This window comes from Algoriphagus sp. AK58, assembly GCF_014324365.1.
Lineage (GTDB): Bacteria > Bacteroidota > Bacteroidia > Cytophagales > Cyclobacteriaceae > Algoriphagus.
The window spans coordinates 64,108-84,731 of record NZ_QEIG01000028.1; the positions used below are offsets into that span (position 1 = coordinate 64,108).

General features: G+C 43.6%; 15 protein-coding genes. 9 read left to right on the forward strand and 6 right to left on the reverse strand.

Annotated elements, in window-relative coordinates; genetic code table 11:
* Nucleotides 1-142: 142 nt before the first annotated feature.
* The 4 genes from DDT91_RS19845 to DDT91_RS19860 form a co-directional block, all read right to left on the reverse strand.
* Nucleotides 143-2,254, reverse strand: coding sequence for a M28 family peptidase (locus DDT91_RS19845; protein ID WP_187177946.1), 2,112 nt, complete (start codon nt 2,252-2,254; stop codon nt 143-145).
* A 172-nt stretch (nt 2,255-2,426) separates the two neighbouring features.
* On the reverse strand, nt 2,427-3,728 hold the full coding sequence (locus tag DDT91_RS19850; protein ID WP_187177947.1) for an amidohydrolase family protein: 1,302 nt from the start codon (nt 3,726-3,728) through the stop codon (nt 2,427-2,429).
* Nucleotides 3,729-3,752: 24 nt separating this feature from the next.
* Entirely contained in the window at nt 3,753-5,144 is a 1,392-nt protein-coding gene (locus DDT91_RS19855; RefSeq protein ID WP_187177948.1) for an amidohydrolase, read from the reverse strand.
* Between the two features lie 4 nt (nt 5,145-5,148).
* Entirely contained in the window at nt 5,149-6,846 is a 1,698-nt protein-coding gene (locus DDT91_RS19860; RefSeq protein WP_187177949.1) for an amidohydrolase family protein, read from the reverse strand.
* Between the two features lie 227 nt (nt 6,847-7,073).
* Here DDT91_RS19860 and DDT91_RS19865 point away from each other — a divergent pair, with 227 nt between their 5' ends.
* Genes DDT91_RS19865 through DDT91_RS19885 form a run of 5 tightly spaced genes read left to right on the forward strand, consistent with a single transcriptional unit; the run spans nt 7,074 to nt 12,882 of the window.
* Nucleotides 7,074-7,433: a response regulator transcription factor gene (locus tag DDT91_RS19865; RefSeq protein WP_187177950.1), complete on the forward strand. Its 360-nt coding sequence runs from the start codon at nt 7,074-7,076 to the stop codon at nt 7,431-7,433.
* Between the two features lie 5 nt (nt 7,434-7,438).
* The gene (locus DDT91_RS19870; RefSeq protein WP_187177951.1) at nt 7,439-9,019 is read left to right on the forward strand and encodes a hypothetical protein; all 1,581 of its coding nucleotides are present in this window, start codon (nt 7,439-7,441) and stop codon (nt 9,017-9,019) included.
* The gene (locus DDT91_RS19875; protein ID WP_187177952.1) at nt 9,012-10,472 is read left to right on the forward strand and encodes a glycosyltransferase; all 1,461 of its coding nucleotides are present in this window, start codon (nt 9,012-9,014) and stop codon (nt 10,470-10,472) included. The genes DDT91_RS19870 and DDT91_RS19875 overlap by 8 nt, the downstream gene beginning before the upstream one ends.
* Entirely contained in the window at nt 10,472-11,698 is a 1,227-nt protein-coding gene (locus tag DDT91_RS19880) for a YaiO family outer membrane beta-barrel protein (RefSeq protein WP_187177953.1), read from the forward strand. The genes DDT91_RS19875 and DDT91_RS19880 overlap by 1 nt, the downstream gene beginning before the upstream one ends.
* 14 nt (nt 11,699-11,712) lie before the next feature.
* Nucleotides 11,713-12,882, forward strand: coding sequence for a hypothetical protein (locus tag DDT91_RS19885; protein ID WP_187177954.1), 1,170 nt, complete (start codon nt 11,713-11,715; stop codon nt 12,880-12,882).
* Here DDT91_RS19885 and DDT91_RS19890 read toward each other — a convergent pair.
* On the reverse strand, nt 12,879-14,825 hold the full coding sequence (locus DDT91_RS19890) for an LTA synthase family protein (protein ID WP_187177955.1): 1,947 nt from the start codon (nt 14,823-14,825) through the stop codon (nt 12,879-12,881). The genes DDT91_RS19885 and DDT91_RS19890 overlap by 4 nt on opposite strands.
* 148 nt (nt 14,826-14,973) lie before the next feature.
* Between DDT91_RS19890 and DDT91_RS19895 the strand changes: the two genes are divergently transcribed.
* From DDT91_RS19895 to DDT91_RS19910, 4 genes are all read left to right on the forward strand, one after another.
* A complete protein-coding gene (locus tag DDT91_RS19895) occupies nt 14,974-15,516 on the forward strand; it encodes a class I SAM-dependent methyltransferase (protein ID WP_187177956.1) in 543 nt (180 codons plus the stop codon).
* A gap of 9 nt (nt 15,517-15,525) precedes the next feature.
* On the forward strand, nt 15,526-15,774 hold the full coding sequence (locus tag DDT91_RS19900; RefSeq protein WP_187177957.1) for a DUF3253 domain-containing protein: 249 nt from the start codon (nt 15,526-15,528) through the stop codon (nt 15,772-15,774).
* Between the two features lie 34 nt (nt 15,775-15,808).
* The gene (gene msrA / locus DDT91_RS19905; protein ID WP_187177958.1) at nt 15,809-16,390 is read left to right on the forward strand and encodes a peptide-methionine (S)-S-oxide reductase MsrA; all 582 of its coding nucleotides are present in this window, start codon (nt 15,809-15,811) and stop codon (nt 16,388-16,390) included.
* Nucleotides 16,391-16,521: 131 nt separating this feature from the next.
* On the forward strand, nt 16,522-18,189 hold the full coding sequence (locus DDT91_RS19910) for a hypothetical protein (protein ID WP_187177959.1): 1,668 nt from the start codon (nt 16,522-16,524) through the stop codon (nt 18,187-18,189).
* 65 nt (nt 18,190-18,254) lie between these two features.
* Here the strand turns inward: DDT91_RS19910 and DDT91_RS19915 are convergent, their stop codons facing one another.
* Nucleotides 18,255-20,537: a PAS domain-containing protein gene (locus tag DDT91_RS19915; protein WP_187177960.1), complete on the reverse strand. Its 2,283-nt coding sequence runs from the start codon at nt 20,535-20,537 to the stop codon at nt 18,255-18,257.
* Between the last annotated feature and the right edge of the window lie 87 nt (nt 20,538-20,624).

The window sequence follows — 20,624 nt, forward strand, 5'->3', positions numbered from 1 at the left end:
ATTTGGATCTGGAATTCCGTAAAGATTTTTTATCAAGTGATTAGTTCAATGGATTTCAATTCCTATTTGAGTTAAATACTTGATGTTTCCATTTCACAGATCAGAAAAAAAACCGCCAAGTTCACACTTAGCGGTTTCGGTTTTATCGGACCCTCTTCGGTTCCAACAGCTTGGTCAGCTTGTCGATCTTTTTGCTCAGATCCAAAATGGCCTTGGCATATCGGGTATCCCACTCTTCCAGTCGGGCGGTGTTTTTGATGGCCACCTCATACTGAATTCCAGGAAGAATCCACGATGCATAGCCGGAGAAAGGATCGTTGCATACGTAGAGTGACTTGTACCACTCTCCATAATACATGCCCTTGGGGTCAATCCAGCTTTTTTCCAGTCCGATCAATCCGGTATTGATTTTCTTCAAATGGCTGGAATGAACGGTTTCCTCCGATATGGATTGATGAAGATTTTTTTGATAGGCTACCGAACTCGCTTCCAGTTTCTTCAAAGCGGCTTCCACTTGATCAAAACCGGTAAAGTTGGGATCGATGGTTTTGACATTTTTCACAGCTTGCTCAAAGTGTCCTTTCAGATCCTTGGCGTAGCGGGGCACATCATAAGGAATTATTGCCGCGTTTGCCTGGCGGATGGCTACCAATCCAAAAAGTTGAGCAACAGCTCCACCCATTTTGAAGCTTGGATCAGAGAACTTGGAGTAATAGTACAAATTGTCATAATTAGAGTGGTAGGCAGTCGGACCTCCCGATCCTCCACTTAAGGAAGGAATGCCCACATGCATGTAGAACGCGATGTGATCCGATCCTCCCCCAAGATTACCTATTCCCGGCTCAGAGTTCTTACCCGCCCAAACTTCAAAAACCGTTTTAGCTGAATCAGGATACGTTACCTCTTTGGATGCATCGATGATCAGTTTTTTCAAAGTAGGAGCGGCAGAGGCTCCAAAGTTCCTGCCCGATACGCCTCCGTCAAAGTTCATGTAGGAAACCGTCTTCGCACCCAGTTCTTTTTTCAGGTGCTCGACCCATTCGGTGGAGCCGATCACTCCCTGCTCTTCGGCATCCCAGTGGCCGATCAGAATGGATCGGGAAGGCTTTTGACCTTTTTTGTATAAATCTCCCAATGCCTCGGCAAAGGTCAGCAGCATGGCAGTACCTGAGTTGGGGTCAGTGGCGCCAAAAGACCAGGCATCGTAGTGGCTTCCCATGATGATCCATTCATCCGGATGATCTTTTCCGACAAAGGTTCCGATCACGTTGTTTGCTCTGATAAAATCTGGCTTTTGATCCACCATCACACGTACTTTCAGGTCCTCGCCTCCTGTGATTCTATATTTAAAGGGCAATCCTCCCTGCCAAGCTTCAGGAGCTTCCGAACCGGTCATTCTACTCAGGATTTCTTTGGCAGCACCATATCCAATGGGTGTGACGGGGATGGTATGAAAGTCTACCTCCGCAGGATCGTCACGCTTGATTTTCTTTGGTCCATCTAAAGGAAGAGCCGGTCGGTTGGGTGTCAAAGGATCTCCAGTGAAGTCTAAAGTCAACATCGATCCTCTCTGAATGGTGGTTTCGTTGAAAAAAGGACCTTTAGGATAAACCTCTCCCCGGGTAAACCCTGAGTCTTTTGGGTCGGTATACACCACCAAGCCAATCATTCCATATTGTTCGGCATATTTTGCCTTGTACCCCCGGAAATTGCCCCCATAGCGGGCTACGGCAATTTTTCCTGCCAAGGGAACTCCCATTTCGGCAAGCTTCATGAAGTCTTCCCTTGTGCCGTAATTCACATAGACCACCTCCCCAGTGACGTCCCCGGAACCTGAAAAAGCATTGAACCCCAAATGAAGTCTGGGATCTGCAGAAAAAGGATCTTCAGGCAAAGCTCCTTCCTTCTGGGAAAGTGTCATTTGGACTGGGGAAATGATCTGCAATTCAGATTTCCCCGGATGATTGGGAAGGTAGACATCATAAGGCCAAACCTTGACCTCCATCCCTGCATCTGACATGGTTTTGACCATGTAATCTTTGACCAGCTCGTTTTCTGGAGTACCGGCGATATGAGGGTTTTTAGTGAGTTCGGTAAGATGAACTTTGAACCGGTCATAATTGACCGCATTTAAAAAGTCCAATTCAAACTTTTTCTGCTCGGCAAACTGGGAAGGAAGAAAGCCGTCCTGCTGGGCAAAAGCTTGGAAGGAAAAGAGAGACGCTGCGGTAAGAGTAAGTAATTGGTGTTTCATTGTGTGGATTGAACTATTTTAATTACTTGTCCGCCGTGGCGGATAGGAGTACTGAAAAGTAGGAATTTGAATCAACTGTGAAAATCAATTTTTCAATGTTTAATTCTTCCAAATCTTCCATAATAAATAGTAAAAAAGCCACGAGAACAAATCCCATGGCTTTTTTCGATGTTTAATTGGATTTCAAGCCTGGAGATCTTTCCAAAAACTCCTGATACAATCGGATATGTCTGTTGGACATCGGAATTCGATATCCATCGATGAAGACGTGAAGGATTTGACTTCTGGTCTCAAACGGATCTCCTGTCGAAACGATCAGGTTGGCTCTTTTTCCTGCTTCAACAGATCCATATTGATCCGCAATTCCGAAAATTTCAGCCGGGTTGATAGTTACTGCCTTCAGGGCTTCCTCTTTTCCAAGGCCATAGGCTGCTGCAAAAGCGGCATGGAAGGGGAGATTTCTGACATTTTCCTCTTCATCTGTTCTTAAGGCAATTTTTACACCTGCTTTGGCCATTTTTCCTGCATTGGAATAGGCTGCGTCGTACCGGTCTGACTGACGGGTAGGAAGCTCCTGTACAGGCCCGGTGACTACAGGGATTCCGGATTTGGCAATTTCATCTGCCACTCTCCAGCCCTCGGCAACTCCCGTAAAGATGACTTTAATATTCTTTCCCTGAACCCATTTGATCGCATTTTGAATGTCAGAGGCGGCATTAACCTCGATCAAAAGAGGAAGCTCTCCAGCGATTACTTTGGAAAGCTGCTCCATTTCGGGATAGTAGGACAGTTCAGCACCGGACTTTTTAAGTTCGAGATAGCTTTTTGCGTTTTCCCAAATGTCATTAGCCTCTTTCAGGGCTTTCTCTGCATCCTTCTTGATGTCTTCCTCAGATCGTCGATCAAATCTACCGCGTCGTCCAGAACTCGGGAAGGTCATCGCTACTGCTTTGAATCCCCCGTACATCTGATCGGGTGTATAGCCATTGAGGTTGATCAAAGCTGCTGTACCAGGGAATAGACCTCCTGATGGAACTGTCAACACCGTAGTCACCCCTGAAACTCGGGTTACCCCGATCGCTTCAGAATTTGGATTGACGGTGGTCAATGCCTGCATATTGGGAGTTACATTTCCGATTTCCGCATAATCGACTGTTTCGGGCACAGAGCTTACTTCCACCAAGCCCAGGCGTGTTCCGCCGTCGATCATTCCCGGGTAGATAAACATGCCGGTACAGTCAATCACTTCTGCGTCTGCTGCGGTGATATTCGGGCCTACTTGGGATATTTTTCCGTTTTCCAACAGGACCGAAGCGTTGGTAAGGGTTCCTTTGGTCACAGTAACCACGGTAGCATTTTTAAGGAGGAATTTTCCTGATCGAGGTTTTACAAATTCCCCGTCGATCTGGGCCATTGCCACCACCGGAAGCAGGGCAAGTAAAGAGGCACAAAAGGTTTTTAAAATTCGTTTCATGTGATTCTTGAATTTTCGGGGTGATTAGTGTTTTTCTTCTAGAAATGCTCCCTGGAATGCTTCAAAGTAAGCGTCCACGTCCTGCATGCAGCGATGGGCCTCCTCATTGGCTCTTAGGAAGATCGGCTCGACCATTTCGGTAGCAGAGACCATCAACCGCTGATCGTCCTTGTCTGTCTTGATGTCAAAATACTTGACACCGTCCACGAATGTCATCTGAGGTACTGCATAGGAAGAAAGCGGATGGGTATCGAAAATGACTAAATCAGCTTGTTTGCCCACTTCGATGGATCCCACCTTGTCATCAATTCCCAATTGCTTGGCAGGATTGATGGTGATCATGGCCAAGGCCTCATCATCGGTCAATCCACCATATCGCTGAGTTTTGGCAGCTTCATGGTATAAGTGACGGATCAATTCGGCAGAGTCCGAATTGATGGAAGTGATGGCACCGTTTCTTTGAAGAATGGCGGCATTGTAGGCTGTGGAGTAATAAACCTCCATTTTGTAAGCCCACCAATCCGCGAAGACAGAAGCACCCATGGTGTATTCGGCAATTTCTGGCGCCACTTTGAATCCTTCGTTGGTGTGCTGGAATACCAGTTTTTTGATGTTGAAATCCTTGGCTACGTTGATGAGCATATAGATTTCATCCGCACGGTAAGAGTGGCAGTGGATGATGATTTTACCATCCAATATATCAGCCAATGTCTGCAGGCGCTCATTGTAAGAAGGAGGCGTTATCGTATTTCCCTTCTGCGCTTTGGCGGCATTGTAGGTTTCCCAAGCTTTCTTGTACTGCATTGCCTCACTGAAACCGTTTCTCAAAACCGCTTCCACGCCCATTCTGGTGCGAGGCTGTATGCCGTTTCCACGACCATGAACTCGTGTAGGGTTTTCACCCAAAGCAAACTTGATGGTTCGAGGCGCGTCATGCATGATGATATCAGCCGGATCTTTGGCACCCCATCGGTGTTTCAACGTGGCGTTTTGTCCGCCCACTACGTTGGCCGATCCATGCATGGCATGGGATACAGTCACCCCGCCTGCTAAGGCACGGTAGATTCCAATCTCGAAAGGATTGACCACGTCCTTCATTCTCACCTCTGAAGTGATAGGGGAGGAGGCTTCGTTGACCACATCCAATGCGACGTGCGAGTGTGCGTCGATAATGCCGGGCATCAGATACTTACCTGTAGCATCGATGGTTTGTACTCCCGAAGGAGCTGTGATATTTTTCCCGATCTGCTTGATAACACCGTCTTGTACCAATACATCTGAGTTTTCCAGATTTCCTTTGGTCACTGTCAAAACGGTAGCATTTTTAATTAAGACACTGCCTTTTGGGGCTTGTGCCTGGACAGTATTTAATCCCAGGCCCAAGAAAGCAGCAAGAATAAAATGGAGCTTTTTCATGTCGTTAGTTGCTTAGGCTAGGTGAAGAAAGAGTGGCTTTGACTGGGAAAGATCCCATTTGAGGAACAGAAAGTGAACCTTCCATAGAGGTTCCGTTGATTTCCCCGGTGATAGTCACGGTGAGGTTCATACCTCCCGCAGCAACGTCAAAGTCAAAGCTGAGCGTTTTTCCATTTACAGAGGCATTTTTGATAGGAGAGGTTACTTTTCCAGAACCGGCAGGGTCGTCATAGCTGATCGTGCCACTCAAAACCCCATTATCTCTTTTCAGTACTATTTGCCCACCGGAGCTTCCTGCCGGAGTCTCAGAGGTATATTCCCAGACCCCTTCTACCGAGCCATTGAGATTACCTTCCGTTTTACCGTTTCCATTGGCAGCTTTCTTCTTCACTTCGTAATCAAACACATATCCGTCAGCGACCACATGTTTGATTTGAGCATCTTCTTTAAATATAGTGTCTGTACTGATGACCAGATTAGCCATTTTGCCTTTTTCGATAGTACCTGCTACCCTGCTGATTCCCATAATGGATGCAGGATTGGTGGTCAGTGCAGCCAGAGCTGCTTTTTCGCTTAAACCGTTCTTAATCAGGGTTTGAACGGTTTTTAACGCATCACCTGGTTTGGCATCCACTGTGGAAAATGCAAAAGGAATTCCTGCTTTCTCCAGCATGGCCGCCTGCTTGAGTGCCGTTTCGTAGGCTTCTTTTACTCTTGCATATTGAGCCTTGGTGTCCTCTGTTACGCCTTCAGCCTTTTGAGCTTTGATGGCTTTGTCGTCAGTAACCTGAAGTTTGATTAAAACAGGTGTTCCTGAAGCCTTGAGAAGATCAATCACGGTTTCATAATTTTCCAATCCGCTCAAAACCAGCTTAAATCCCAGCTCTTTTTGAAGAGCAATCGCTCTTCGGATTTCCAAGTCTGAAGATGCGGTAAATAGGACAGGTATTTGCTTTTGAACTACTGCAGCCATCCCAGACTGGGTAGGGGTGATCTGAGGTCTTTTTACCCCAGAAGTGGAGGCAAACAATTTTTCATGCTCCAGAGCCAAAGAGCTATTGAGATAGACATCTCTGAATTTTGCCATGACTCCAGCAGCGGTGGCAGGATACATCCCTCTTGAACCTCTGAAATTTGCAGCCAGGGCAGAATTGGTCTGAATAAGATTGGTAGAATTACCGTCACCCAACACCATAATAGCGGCCTTTCCTGGAATCATTCCCCCATCAGGTATGATTTGACTGATAGTAAATCCAGTTTTTCTCCAATCATCCACTTGACTGCCTGAAACGGAGAATTGCTCTGTGGCAGATCTCCAAGGAGTGATGCCTGCGATTTCATCAGGAGGATTGGAAGAGACAAAGTCTTTTGGACGCTCTGGATCTTTGGGTTTAGTGACTCCCATGTTTCCTGCTCCATCGATAAACCCGGGATAAACAAACAAGGAATCTCCGGTGATTATTTTGGCTTCTTTAGGTATTTGGACACCAGACCCGATACCCGAAATCACCCCATCTTTAAAAACGACAGTGGCTTTGGTGCCTGCTTGTCCGGGCGATGTGAATACAGTTGCATTGGTAATGGCATAGGTACTGGTTACTCGGCGCTTGCCTGTGGGATCACTTTGAGCCCAAGTGGTTTGCGTTAAAAAACCAGCTACCAGCAACCCAAGCAGACCTGCTTTCAGAAATTGTTTTTTCATTCGATTGATGGTTATTCTTCAATCAGCAAGCTAATAAATGCCCTCGGACTATTCAGATAGAATTATTTTTTCAAACTTTTTTTTTGACCAATGGCAGGGATCAGGGACTAAACTGCGATAAAGTGCATTTTATTTACATAGCTTTAGATAAAGCCTTACTTGGACGGTAGGAATTGCTTTGAAATAGGATATTGATGTTATCTTTAAAGTGAGTTTATCCCTTTGTTATGAAAAAGATCCTGATTATTGAGGATGATTTGTTGATTTCGAGCCTGGTTCAGTTTAGGCTGAAAAAGGATGGCTATGACACTCATTTGGTACAAGATGGCAATGAAGGTGTCAAAGCAATCGATACCATAAATCCCGATTTGATTATCACCGATGTCATGATGCCATTTCGCAGCGGGATTGAGATCATTCATCATGCCAAAAAATCCCAGCCCAACACACCGATTATTGTACTGAGTTCCTTGGGAGAGGAAGAGCAAGTAGTATTGGAAGCTTTCAACTTGGGAGTTTCGGATTTTATACCAAAGCCTTTCAATCCTAATGAATTGGCAATCAGGGTAAAACGGGCTTTGCAGTAGTGCCTATGAGGTTAGATTTACGCATTTTCCTCATTATTTCACTTTCTTTTGGTTGGACTCGCCTTGAGGCCCAAGAAGGTATTATTCCCCAAGACAGCGTTGGATTTGGGGAATTTTTGATTTTGCAGGAAGAGGTACCCGGTTTAAATTATCGGTGGCAGATCCGGGATAAACTCTTGCCTGAAGTTATTCTTTCGGACACTCTTTTTCTTTTTGCCAAAACTGATTCAGGATATTTTTCGAGACCCATTGAAGATTTTGGGAAATTGAAGGAAATGGAGTCCAAACTTGCCGCTGATAGCTTGGATTATACCCTGCGCTTGTTTGTTTTTGCTGATGAATTCAAATGGGAGGGGGCCAGAGAATACCTGGCAAATCTTGTGAGGAATGGGGACTATATGCCGGTTTTTGAAGAAAGAGATACTTCAGAAGATTTAGTTGTATTGGCGAAAAAGACTCCTTATTCACCTTTTTTAAAGTTTAAACTGCTGTTTGTTTCTGATTTTAAACTATTTATAGTTACTGCTGTAATCATTTTCTTTTTTACTATTTCTACCATCATGATCATATTTATGATCATTCTAAAAGTTAGAAAAAGCAATAAAGAAAACCTTATAAAAGAGTATGAACAACTAGTTATCGAGCCATTGACCAATTTGCTTTTTGAAAAGGATTTGGAGGAAATAAATGCAATGAAACCGGATGATTTCTATTCCTATTTTCCTTCTGATCTTCTTAAGAAATTATTGTTTAAGGAAGTCTTGATCGAAAAGATCATCGGTCTGAATAAAAAGATGAAAGGAGAGTTTAAGGGTAAACTTAAACTCATTTATCAGCGATTGGAATTGGACAAAATGTCCATACAGTCACTGAAAAGTAAAAAGTGGCATAAAGTCGCCGAAGGACTGGTGGAAATCAACGAGATGGACTTGGTAGACGCGCTACCCGAAGTAAAAAAACATACCAATTCGGATAATTTTCATGTCAGATCACAAGCAGTAGCGACCTTGCTGAACTTATCCGAGAAAGTAGATCTGAATTTTTTAAAGGACCAAACTTTTCCTTTGTCTGATTGGCAACAGATGAACTACCTGAGAATCATCAAGTTTGTCAGCAATGTGAAGCCATTGAAACTGGAAGTTCTCTTTGATTCAAAAAATCAGTCTATTCGGATTTTTGGGATCAAGCTGGTCAGAATGTTGGGCCGAATAGATCTTATAGAAAAGCTGGCTATGATCAGTCAGGAAGTTGGAAAAGAGGAGCAGATCGAGATCTTGGAAACCTATGAGACTTTGGGAGCCCATATGGAGATCGATTTTATCAACAATTGCCTGAAGTCTGAGTATGAAGATTTGGCTTTTGCTGCAGCAAAGGCCGCGCATTCCTTGGGAGATACCCGATCGGTTACCCTAATTTACAATAGACTGGAATCGGAACATCTTTCATTCAGACTTAGAAAGCAATTCTTAAAAACTTTAAGCGCGCTGGATCATTCACGGTTTGACCAGGCTACCCTGGGTACTTCTGATCCTATTACCAAACAGATTCGTGCTCATATTCTAGACCCAATGCTCCGCCATGTATAGTTTCCTCTTCTACTTTCTTCTGGAAGTTTTTGGATGGTTGTTTTTGATCATGAGCTTTTCTGTGATTTCTATTTACATCATTCTCATGATTCTGAGTGCCTTGGAAATGAGGGACTACCTGAGGAAAAACAGATTTGCAGACTATGGAGACATCATCACTTCGCCTATCGCCCCTGGGGTTTCCATCCTTGCTCCTGCTTTTAACGAAGGCAAGACCATTGTTCAAAATGCTCAGAGCTTGCTTTCCCTTCATTACGGTAAGTTTGAGGTAATCATTATCAATGACGGTTCCAAAGACGATACACTTGAAAAACTTATAGAGTCTTTTGAGTTGGAAAAAACCAGCTTTGCCTATTACCCCGAAATCGAAACAAAACCGGTCAGAGGAATTTATCGCTCCAAAAATATTTCTTACAGAAGGCTGATTGTGATTGACAAAGAAAACGGGGGCAAGGCGGATGCTTTGAATACCGGGATAAATATCGCCAATATGGAACTTCTGGCCTGCATTGATGTAGATTGTATCCTTTCCAGTGATTCAATTACCCGGATGGTAAGGCCATTTATGGAGGAAACCAATCGCAAGGTGATCGCAGTGGGAGGTGTCATTGGGATTGCCAACAACTGCGATGTTTTGGACGGCACGGTGACTCACTATCGGGTGCCCGAAACAACCTTAGGGAAATTTCAGGTGATTGAATACTTCAGAGCCTTTCTGATGGGAAGAATGGCTTGGTCCCGAATCAACGGATTGATGCTAATTTCGGGGGCCTTTGGTTTTTTCAAAACGGATTTGGTCAGAAAAGTTGGAGGGTATTTTCCCAAAACGGTGGGAGAAGACATGGAGCTGGTCGTAAGGATGAGACGATACATGGAGGAACATAAAATTCCTTACAAACTAGGCTTTGTTCCCGATCCGTTGTGTTGGACAGAAGTACCTGAAAACGAGGAGATATTATCCAGACAGCGTAACCGATGGATGAGAGGCACGATCGAAACTTTACAGCTTCATCAAGCTTTGCGACTGAATCCCAAATATGGAATTCTAGGCATGATTTCCTATCCGTTTTGGTCCATTTATGAAAAGTCCGCGCCAATTTTAGAAATAACAGGCTTGCTGTATACCCTTATTTTATTGGTGACAGGAGACTTCAGTGCGGTTTACTTCTTTGCCCTTTTGGCTCTGATGTATTTTCTGTCTCTTCTCGTATCTGCATTCAGTGTGCTTTATGAGCAAGTGGCGTTCAATAATTACAAAGACAAAAAAGACCTTCGAAAATTGATTTGGATGATTGTCCTTGAGCCGTTTACAGTACATCCGAAAATAGTATGGTGGGGACTAAAAGGCCATATAGACTTTATCAAGGGTAAAGGAGGTTGGGGAGGTATGATCCGTACGGGCTTCAAGAAGGCCGAAGAAAAAAAAACTATTCAAACTCAAGCCGTTAACTAATGAAGAAGTTTTCCTTTCTGCTTTTTTTGCTCTTCGCTCTTGGGAATTATGCCCAGGCTCAGGAAACCTTTGATCCGGATGAATTACTAAGCCAATCCCGGTCCCTTATTCTGGATGGTAAGTATTTGGAGGGCAGGAAAATTGCGTTTCGTGCCTTGGCTAAGTATCCTGATTATGCAGATATTCTGATTTTGGTTGGAAGAAGCTATGCCTGGGAGGGTAAAAACGATTCGGCAAACATCTACTTTGAGCGGGCGATCATCGCTTCCCCGACTTATTCAGATGGCTATGTAGGGTATTTGGATAATTTGTTTTGGTCAGACGATCTGCAGAAGGCCTCTGAAGTCCTATCAAAAGCCAAGTCTAATCTTTCGGCGCCTTTGCCAGACGAGATCCTATACAGAGAGTCCAGACTTTTTTACTACAACGGGGATTACGAAAAAGCCTTTGAGTTGTCCAAGCCCTTGTTCGATAAAGGATTTACTCAAGAGGGACTATTGGGATACATGCAAAACCTGCAAAGGCTTAGAATAACCAACGCTGTAGGTGCTACTTATGACTACGACACTTTTTACGGAGATATTTCGCCATGGCAAACCTGGTCTGTCTATGGGAGAACCCGAACTAAATTAACCGGGGCGTTGATAGCAAGGGTCACGCAGTCGGTTCGATTTGATGATTTTGGAACCCTCTATGAATTGGATGCCTATCCATCCATTGGTAAAAACGGATATGCTTATTTGAATCTAGGTGGTTCCGGAGCAAGTTTTTTCCCAAAGTTTAGATTTGGAGCTTCTTACTACCATAATCTTCCCAAAGCTTGGGAGCTAGAAGGAGGCTACAGATATTTGGGATTTACAGAAGCTACCCACATCCTTACTGGTTCAGTAGGTAAATACGTAGGAAACTGGTGGCTAAACTTCCGGGCAAATGTGATTCCGGATGAAAATTCAACCGGTACCTCAGGTCAATTTACAGCAAGGTATTATTTCAAGACCGCAGAGGACTTTTTCAGTCTTCAATTGGGAACAGGTGTTTCTCCGGATGAGGAAACAAGAGATCAAACCCAGCTCCTCAATTCTTATAGAGCCAGACTGGGTTACCAGCAGTTGCTTTCACCCAAGTTTATGATATATGGGTTTACCGGATACTCTCGAGATGAGCTTTCTGCGGATAATTTCCGAAACAACCTGAATTTGTCCTTAGGTTTCGAATATAGGTTTTAAGCCCATTCCTATTTATGAAAGAAGAATTTAAGCTTTTTTTGTCCCGCTTGTTGCCTATTGTACTGATTCTGTTCGGTATTCCTTTGATCAGCTACCTGATTTGGTTTTTTACTCCAGTAAAGACTTTGGACATCTTGGTGCTGGATAAGACCGTGAGAGATAAGAGTTATCAGGAGCATCAGGGGGTATTTTGGGTTTTGGATCACAGTAAATATCAAAACTCACAAAAGGAGTTTTATGATAAATCAGCTGACTATTTGGGATTTTTTCCTGATGATTCTCCGGCTTATGGGACTAAAAAGGATCTGGCAGGTCGGACAAGGGCATCTATTGATTCGCTCGTGTCCCAGAAAGACTTGGTATTCATAGCAGACACCTACGGGGTTTTCGAAAATGATTTTAGCAGACCTCCACTCGAAAATCCAAGTAAAAAGATCTATGGAGGGATGGATATTTCAGAAATCCATCTCATCAACAGTGCTAAGCAACAAGGGAAAACCGTAGTGGCTGAGTATAATGCCATGGCCTCTCCAACTCCAAAACCCATTCGAACCGAATTTGAAAATCTGATGGGAATCAAATGGACCGGATGGATTGGAAGGTATTTTGACGAATTGGATACCATTCAAAACGGTGATATTCCCGGATGGATGAGGATTATCTACCGGAAACAGCATGGAGCTTGGGATCTTTCAGGGCCCGGTTTGATTTTTATAAAGGAAAGCGGCGAGATGGAGGCCTTTCTTTTTAACAAGGATTTCCAAAATAAAACACCTCTGATTCGTACCCAAAAAGTAAATAAACATGGATTTAAGCTTCCTCAGGTAGTTCCTTATCCAGACTGGTTTGATGTGGTATTGATCGAGCGGGATTACCAGGTGATATCCTATTACGACATCAATCCTACACCCGAGGGAGTGCAAAGGCTGAGAAGCATGGGGCTGCCCCGTTTCTTTCCTGCGGTAGTCTATAGGCAATTGGGAAAAGGCCGACAATATTATTTTGCAGGGGATTTTTCGGAAGTCAAAGGGGATTTGGGCTCTCCCCGGTTTTCAGGGCTTCCTTTTTTGTGGCGCTCACTTTATGTGACTGGTGACTTTACAGACCGAAGAAGCTTTTTTTGGAATTATTATCAGCCTTTACTGGAGCAGATTTTGGAGGAGGCTCGAAAATCGACCAATTAATCAGATTTATTATTGGGAGTAGGAAGCAGCCTACGTGTCTGGACCATGTAGCTGTTTTTGTTTTTGAATTCCTCAAATTCTCCTGTGAGCCTAGTCAGGACATCTCCGTCTTCGATAGGATCGATATTCAGTCCGTCACTGACCAGAAAAACCTGACCGTCAGAAAGGAAAAACTCCCCGTGGATGTAGTCAACCAATTGATTCTTATTTCTCATCAAGGGCATGGCGATCATGGACCGGAAAGTCCTCGCGGTATCCAATACTTGTCCCTGCCAAATGACTTCTTCGGGGAGCTGTATCCCTGCATTTTTCTCTAAAAACGACAATAGGGTAGGAGTGATCTCATAGTGGCTGCTGATTCCTTTGAAATACGCTCCACGCTTGAGTAGTGGGGAATAGATCATCATGGGGACATGAAACCGATCCAGTCTGGAAGCCATGGGTATTTCCGGTAGGCGATGGTCACCGGTGATTATGAAGATGGTGTTTTCAAATTCCGGGCGTTTTTTGTATTCCTCTATGAATAGTTTGACTGCATCATCCGCATATAGAACTGTCATGTAAATGTCCTGATAGGCCATATATTCGGTGATTTTGGATTCACTCAAACCCAGATAGTTCCTGAGGTGGCTTTGAAGTTTTTGTTGGTAAAATTCCCGTTCTGGTACCAAGTAAGGATCGTGAGAGGTTTGCGTTTGAAAGATCCTCAGTTGGGGAGCTGTGGTTTCGGAAGGGAGTTTTCTAAGTCCGTTTAGGAAAAGCTCTTTATCCGCATAACCCCATGAAAATCCATTTTGAGAAGGGGATTTTTGATAACCGGGCAAAAAAGTGGATTCATCCTCCAATTGAGTGACTTGTTGGTACTCCAAAAAATCAGAAACATGGTCAAATTTGCGATCAGCACCTATAAAATACCTGATTTCGTAGCTGTTTTCTCTCAGCACACTCAACAGGGAGTGATGATACGGAAACTCATCGAAGAGTTCGAGGAAGCCTTTTTCACCAAAGGGAAGTCCCCCAAAGACTCCCGGCAGCAGTCCAAAAGTTCGGCCTGTGGAAGAAAGCGCGTTGGTCCATACCAAAGAATGCTGTTCAAGTGAATCAAGGAAAGGAGTAAAAGATCCCAGATACGCATCCTTTCCGGAATAGGCTTTTCCCAAACTTTCTATAAAAATGAATACCAGATCAGGCTTTTGGCTGAGGCTGTCGAAAAACGGACTCAGTACATCGGGGTATCCATTTTTGTGAACAAAGGGGTATTCATCGTTGGTAAATTCTTTTTTGACCAAAAGGTCATCGCTGCTTCCACGCAGGTAAAAATCAAAGTAATACTCTCCACCATACAGCCAATAATCAAAGGCCTGTTCGGTGAGAAAACGGGACTTATTGAGTTCTACATTTCTTTTGGTTTCGCTTGCTCCTGCGCTGATCAAATCCGGAAGAATTGTGAAAATGAGCAATAAACCATATAGAATACCCGTGAAGAAGAGGGAGGTTTTAAGCTTAAATGGAAAATGTTTTATTCCGAGCTGGAACGCCATGAAGAAAACGATCAATACCAAGATGCCCAGGAATAAATTCAGGAAATTCAGTTGCCCGGAAGAGGAGACCGTGAGTACAAGATCGTTCCAATTGTACGCAAAAAGATCTTTTCCAAGCGGAAGAAGTGTCTTAAGGAAGTAAAAGATCAATGCGAGGTGTATTAGCAGCGAAATGGTCAGTATTACCTGAAGAAAAATCTTGGAAAAGGACTTGGAGAGCAGGCTTAGAAATAGAAAAACAATGAAGAGAAGTCCAAGGAAATACAGGGTCCATTCCAAATCCTGAAGTAATGCAAAGCTCCAAACCTCCGTGATCGAGAAATCAAGAATGTGAGTATTGAAAACTAGAATGAATTCTGCCACTCTTGCCAGAAACATTAAGATCAAGAAAATCAGAGCCATGCCCCAGAAGTTCTTTAAAACTAAGTGAAGTTGGTCTAGGAAAGAGGATCGGATTTCAGCCTTTTGGGCCATATTGTAGGTTAAGTTTTAGCTGTCAATCTGAAAAGATAAGGCAAAATCAGGTATCTTCAACGGTCATTTTAACTGTATGGGTAAATCCGATTTGTTGGTGGAGTTGTACTCCAATATAAACACTACTGGAGCCTTGACATTTAGTTCAAAGGCCTTGGTTAATAAAATGCTTTCTTACACAGATTTGAGTCAGGCCCAGTTGGTAGTAGAATTGGGAGGAGGAGACGGTAGCATTACACAGGGAATCATTGACCGCTTAGCGTTGGATGCAGAATTGTTGGTTTTCGAAATCAACCCTTCATTTTGTGAGGCCATGAAAAAGCAGTTTCCCCAGAAAAATGTAAAGATTATCTGTGATTCGGCAGAAAATCTGGATGCCTATCTTCATGGAAGAAAAGCGGATTATGTCCTTTCTTCTTTGCCTTTCAGTCTGATTTCCAAAGAAGCAACCGATCAGATTTTGAGGCATTCGAAAAATGCCCTGACTCCCCGAGGTAAGTTTATCCAGATCTGCTATTCTTACCTGTTAAAAAAGCTTTTTCTGAAGTATTTCTCCAAGGTAGAGGCCAAGTTTACCCTCAAAAACCTTCCTCCCGCCTTTGTTATGATCTGTCAATAAGCGACTGGGATGGAAGTGCTTAGGGTGGCTATTCTGGATTTTTGCAGGAGAAGAAAAGAGAATTCCTTTTGTCCCTCTGAAGTGCTCAGGCAGATGTACCCGGAAGATTGGAGGATGTTCATGCCGGACATCCAAGAGGTCATGATGGAGATGTATCGGGAGGGGATAATTCAGGTTACTCAAAAAGGCGTGCCGGTTGATCCCAAACAAATTCCCTCTGGACCAGTAAGAATTTCGGCTCTTCAAAAACTTCAATAAGCATTTTGCGGTTCTCTCTTGAAATTTAAATACCATGAATCAAATTCCACAGCTCCCGATGACTAAGCTCGAAATCCCAGAAGGCCAAGAGGTAATCCTCCTCGGAGGCGGCTGTTTTTGGTGTACGGAGGCTGTTTTTCAAAGATTGGAAGGTGTCCGTCAGGTGGTTTCCGGGTATGCTGGAGGAATGGTAGAAAATCCTACCTATCGGCAGATTTGCACCGGTACCACAGGTCATGCAGAAGTGATTCAGGTTTTTTTTGATCCGGGAAAAATCAACCTTGAAACTCTTCTTGAGATCTTTTGGGCAACCCATGATCCCACTACGCTCAACAGACAAGGTGCCGATGTAGGGCCTCAATATCGGTCTGCCATTTTCTATTGGAAGGAAAGTCAAAAAGAGGTGGCCGAAAAGATGAAAGCTGAATTGAATCAATCGGGGATTTTTGATTCACCGATTGTCACAGAAATTACCGCCTTCACCAATTTTTATCCTGCCGAGAATTACCATCAGGATTATTACAATCAAAACGGCATGCAGCCCTATTGCCAGTTTGTGGTACGTCCAAAAGTGGAAAAGCTGAGGAAATATTTTGCGGAAAAACTTAAAAAGTGATTTTTCCTATTGGTGAATACTAGTGAAGTCGAAAGTGAAATAGTTGGCTTTCCTTGTCCATTTTTTCGATGACTAACCGGAAATCGACCTAAAAAGCCTAATTTCGCCGAATTAAACTGTTTGTTATGCAAATGAAGAGAACCAGAGCTCAAGAGTCGAGAGCAGCCATCGAGCGCTTGTACATCACGATGCGTCACCTTTTTAATCGGGGAAGTTACAAACCCATGGGCGTGTCTGGGGAAGGATTAATTCAGGCTTTGATGACCCTTAGCCCTGAGATTTACGGTACGCTCTCGGATCCCGAGAAAATCGAATTGGACGGATTACTGTACGTAATGGAGCGCCTGCCAAAAGGAATTGAAGAGTGCCGATACGTCCGTCTGATCAGTAGAGAAGGTTATGAAACGTCTCATTTGATTCCTTTAGTGCCTCCGCGTCGTAAGCGTAATTGCTACCGATTGGATGAGCAAATCATGTATGTGGAGATGACCCGAGGCAGGTCTGATATCTATGATATCCTCACGCATTTGACTTTTCTCTACATCGAATCCAAAAAAATCCTTCGTAACAGTACTGATCCGAAGGGGAAGATTTCGCCTAACTGGGAAATGCTGGAAGAGTTTGTACGAAAAGAACAAGCCGGAGAAGAATTAGATATCGAATGTGCCTCTGCCTATCTGAGCCATATTATTGGAAGAACCTTCGAAGAAACGATTGGAGCAGTAAAGAAATTTTCCAAAAGCTCCAACTCAAATAGTCTTTTTTCTATCGTGTACCACCTCGGTAAATTGGCCATGGAAGAAGCCACCCAAGGATTGGACCGGGAAATCAGCTTCTCAGCCACGCTCAGAGAGCGCATTGGGCATCACGTGTATGGGGAATTATGGGCAGATCGAATCAAGGAAAAGCTTCTGGAAAAGGATCTTATCCACCGCCCGATTCACATCATCTCAGCCAACCTACACAGTGTATTGAATACCGTCTATGCCCATCAGGCATTAGGTGCAACTAGTTTTGAGGAAATTGAGCAAATAGCCACGGATATCTCCGTAAAAGCGAAAAACAATCAAGGAAAGAAGATTCAGGAATATGCTGAAAAGCACGGCTTCATGGATTTGCCTGACGAATCCGGTACCAATATCGGAGCGCAAATCATCGACACAGCTTATCTGGAAAAACTCTCTTTGATTCCGGGAACCCTTCTTCCTGAAGACAAAGAAAAGCGTCCGGTCTTGGTGGTGATGGATTATGCCTTTGGAGAGCAAGCGTATGAATGTTTTGACGAATTGTTGAAGCCTTATTCCAAAAACGGCAAAAAATATCCGCTAAACGTAGTCTCTACCTCCATTATGGGAAAAGCGGGAATCCTCCATGGAGGCAAGGGTGACCTGATGGTGCCTACTTCCCATGTGTTTGAAGGCACTGCGGATAATTATCCGTTCCGAAATGAGTTGAAAAAATCTGATTTTGAAGGTTATGGACTGGGAGTTTATCAGGGTTCCATGATCACCGTACTCGGTACTTCTCTTCAAAACCGGGATATCCTTACTTATTTCATGGAGTCTTCTTGGAAGGCTGTAGGTCTGGAAATGGAAGGGGCGCATTATCAAAAAGCCATCCAATCCGCCTCCAAAATCCGTGGAAGCATCCGATCAAATGTGAAGGTGTTATATGCCTACTATGCCTCTGATAATCCCTTGGAAACAGGCAGTACGCTTGCTTCCGGAGCCTTGGGTATGGAAGGTGTAAGGCCGACTTACCTGATTACTTATAAGATTCTGGAGAAGTTATTCCAATAAGCCTAACAAAAAAGTCCTGGCCTGATTTCAGGCTAGGACTTTTGTCTTTTAGTACTTAGAGTTGATTAGGCTATTTTTTTAATTGTAAAGAAAAAAGTACTCCCTTGGTCAATCTCTGATTCCACCCATATTTCTCCTTCGAGCTTTTCTACGGCTTTTTTGACAATACTCAGCCCAATTCCTGTTCCATCATATTCTGAGTCTTTGTGTATCCGTTGAAAAATCACAAATATTTTTTCAAAGTACTCCTTGTCGATACCGATTCCATTGTCTTTAACTGAAAATTTCCAATGGTCTTTGAGTTCTTCCGCAGAAATTTTCACCTCCAGCGGCAGGTCTTTTTTGGCGTATTTCACTGCATTGGAAATCAGATTGAGAAAGATGTGCTGAAGTAAGGCCTTGTTGGTTTTTATCTCCGGGAGCGCATCCAAAATGAATTTCCCCTTTCGGTTTTTCAGGGCGAGCCCCTCAATGATTTCGTTGACAAAGGCTTCGGTTTGGACTACTTCAAGATCCGTTTCGTTTCTTCCAATACGGGAAAGCTCCAAAAGTTCTAGAATGATCCGCTGCATTCGTTTGGCTCCGCCGATGGCAAACTGAATGTATTGGTCAGCTTTTTCGTCAAGCTTATCCCCGTATTTTCTTTTCAGCAATCCCATAAAACTGGAGATCATCCGAAGCGGTTCCTGCAAATCATGAGAGGCAACAAATGCAAATTGTTCCAATTCCAAATTGGAAATCGCAAGGGCTTTCACTTTGGCTTCCAATTCCTCATTGAGTTTTTGGAGGGATTTTTCATACTCTTTCCTGGGACTGATGTCCTGCATTGACCCCACCACTCGTGTCACCTGTCCATTTATATCTCTGATAAATAGTGCTTTGTCCATGACATAAGCATAAGTGCCATCGGCTTTTTTAAACCGATATTCCTCCAACCATTTGTTTTGTTCGCATTTGGGATTGAAATAAGCTGTGATCATAGACACAATTCGCTCCCTGTCTTCGGGATGAATCAGGGAAATCAAAAGGTCCAGACTGGGTTGGGTCTGAGAGAGATCGTACCCAAAAAGAGAATGGAATCCGTCAGCCCAGAATAATGAGTTGTTGACCACGTCAAAATCCCAGATGGCATCATTGGTTGCTTTGGCCAGGAATTCAAAGCGCTCGTAGCTCTCAGAAAGAAGATTTTTACTCGCTGTGATTTCTGAAATATCCACGCCTGTACCAAAGACACAGGTTTTTCCCTGGTAATTAATCTTCGAAGCAGTAAAAATAAAGGGAGTCACTTTTCCCGATTTGGAGGCCAGTTTGGTTTCTAGTTCCGAGTGGCCATGTTCTAATACCTTTTGGATATGATGATGTACCGTCTCTTTTTCTTTTCCCAGAAAAAAATCGAGTGGATGCATTTGCCCTATTTCCTCCCCAGAATATTCGGATACAGTCTCCAGCTGATTATTCCAGATCAAAAATTTACCGGATTCATCAAAGAGATAAAAAACACTTGGAAGAGTTTTAAGGAAGTTTTGCTTCAGTCTAAGTTCATCATTCAGAGTGGCAGAAAGTTCTTTTTCATTGGAAATATCCACCATCAGGCCTGCCAGCTTAAGGGGTACACCCTCTTGGTGCATGACATTTACCCGGTTATTGAGCCAGATGTAGGTTCCGTCCTTCTTTTTAAATCGGTAATCGAATTTGTGATCCTTCAATCCTTTGGTTTCCGAGTGGAAATAGTTCACCGAAAAATCCCGATCCTCAGGGTGAATGTGATCCATCCAAAAAGAAGGGGAACTCATCCATTCCTTCTGTGAATATCCTGTGATTTTCTTTACCTGTGGGCTGACATAGGTAAACTGAAAGGTCTCCGCATCAGCCTCCCAGAATATTCCGTCGATGTTTTCGATCAGGATTTCAGTGACTTTTTTTGATTTTTTTAGCTTCTTTTTAGTCTTGATGAACTCCGTGATGTCCTGAAAAACTCCAATCATGTAAATGGGTTTTCCATACTCATCCCGCTCCAGATTGGCCTTGGACACCACATGGATGATGCGTCCATCTTTTTTGATCAGCCGTTTTTTGATATAATAGTCGATGTTATTTACCAGGACCTCATTCATATGGGCTAGGGCCCTTTCTCTATCCTCGGGATGAATGACAGAAACCCCGGTCTCAAAATTTACCTGAAACTCATTGGGTTCGTACCCAAGCATTAAAAATACGCCCTCGGACCAAGTCAAGGTATTTGTCTGGAAATTCAGTTCCCAGGTCCCCGAAGAAGTCAAAGCCTCCATGTTTTTCAAAAGGCGGTTGGTGGAGGAGGTCATGAGTTCAATATTTTTGTCGGGATTCATTTTTTCAACTTTTGATCTAATCCTAAAAGACAATTCGATTGCCAATAGCTGAAGGATTCCTAAATCCAGAAGTGAATTCAACAAGCA

Coding starts and splice junctions, on each gene's coding strand:
- DDT91_RS19845 (WP_187177946.1), bottom strand. CDS start 2,254: ATGAAACACCAATTACTTACTCTTACCGCAGCGTCTCTCTTTTCCTTC.
- DDT91_RS19850 (WP_187177947.1), bottom strand. CDS start 3,728: ATGAAACGAATTTTAAAAACCTTTTGTGCCTCTTTACTTGCCCTGCTT.
- DDT91_RS19855 (WP_187177948.1), bottom strand. CDS start 5,144: ATGAAAAAGCTCCATTTTATTCTTGCTGCTTTCTTGGGCCTGGGATTA.
- DDT91_RS19860 (WP_187177949.1), bottom strand. CDS start 6,846: ATGAAAAAACAATTTCTGAAAGCAGGTCTGCTTGGGTTGCTGGTAGCT.
- DDT91_RS19865 (WP_187177950.1), top strand. CDS start 7,074: ATGAAAAAGATCCTGATTATTGAGGATGATTTGTTGATTTCGAGCCTG.
- DDT91_RS19870 (WP_187177951.1), top strand. CDS start 7,439: ATGAGGTTAGATTTACGCATTTTCCTCATTATTTCACTTTCTTTTGGT.
- DDT91_RS19875 (WP_187177952.1), top strand. CDS start 9,012: ATGTATAGTTTCCTCTTCTACTTTCTTCTGGAAGTTTTTGGATGGTTG.
- DDT91_RS19880 (WP_187177953.1), top strand. CDS start 10,472: ATGAAGAAGTTTTCCTTTCTGCTTTTTTTGCTCTTCGCTCTTGGGAAT.
- DDT91_RS19885 (WP_187177954.1), top strand. CDS start 11,713: ATGAAAGAAGAATTTAAGCTTTTTTTGTCCCGCTTGTTGCCTATTGTA.
- DDT91_RS19890 (WP_187177955.1), bottom strand. CDS start 14,825: ATGGCTCTGATTTTCTTGATCTTAATGTTTCTGGCAAGAGTGGCAGAA.
- DDT91_RS19895 (WP_187177956.1), top strand. CDS start 14,974: ATGGGTAAATCCGATTTGTTGGTGGAGTTGTACTCCAATATAAACACT.
- DDT91_RS19900 (WP_187177957.1), top strand. CDS start 15,526: ATGGAAGTGCTTAGGGTGGCTATTCTGGATTTTTGCAGGAGAAGAAAA.
- msrA (WP_187177958.1), top strand. CDS start 15,809: ATGAATCAAATTCCACAGCTCCCGATGACTAAGCTCGAAATCCCAGAA.
- DDT91_RS19910 (WP_187177959.1), top strand. CDS start 16,522: ATGAAGAGAACCAGAGCTCAAGAGTCGAGAGCAGCCATCGAGCGCTTG.
- DDT91_RS19915 (WP_187177960.1), bottom strand. CDS start 20,537: ATGAATCCCGACAAAAATATTGAACTCATGACCTCCTCCACCAACCGC.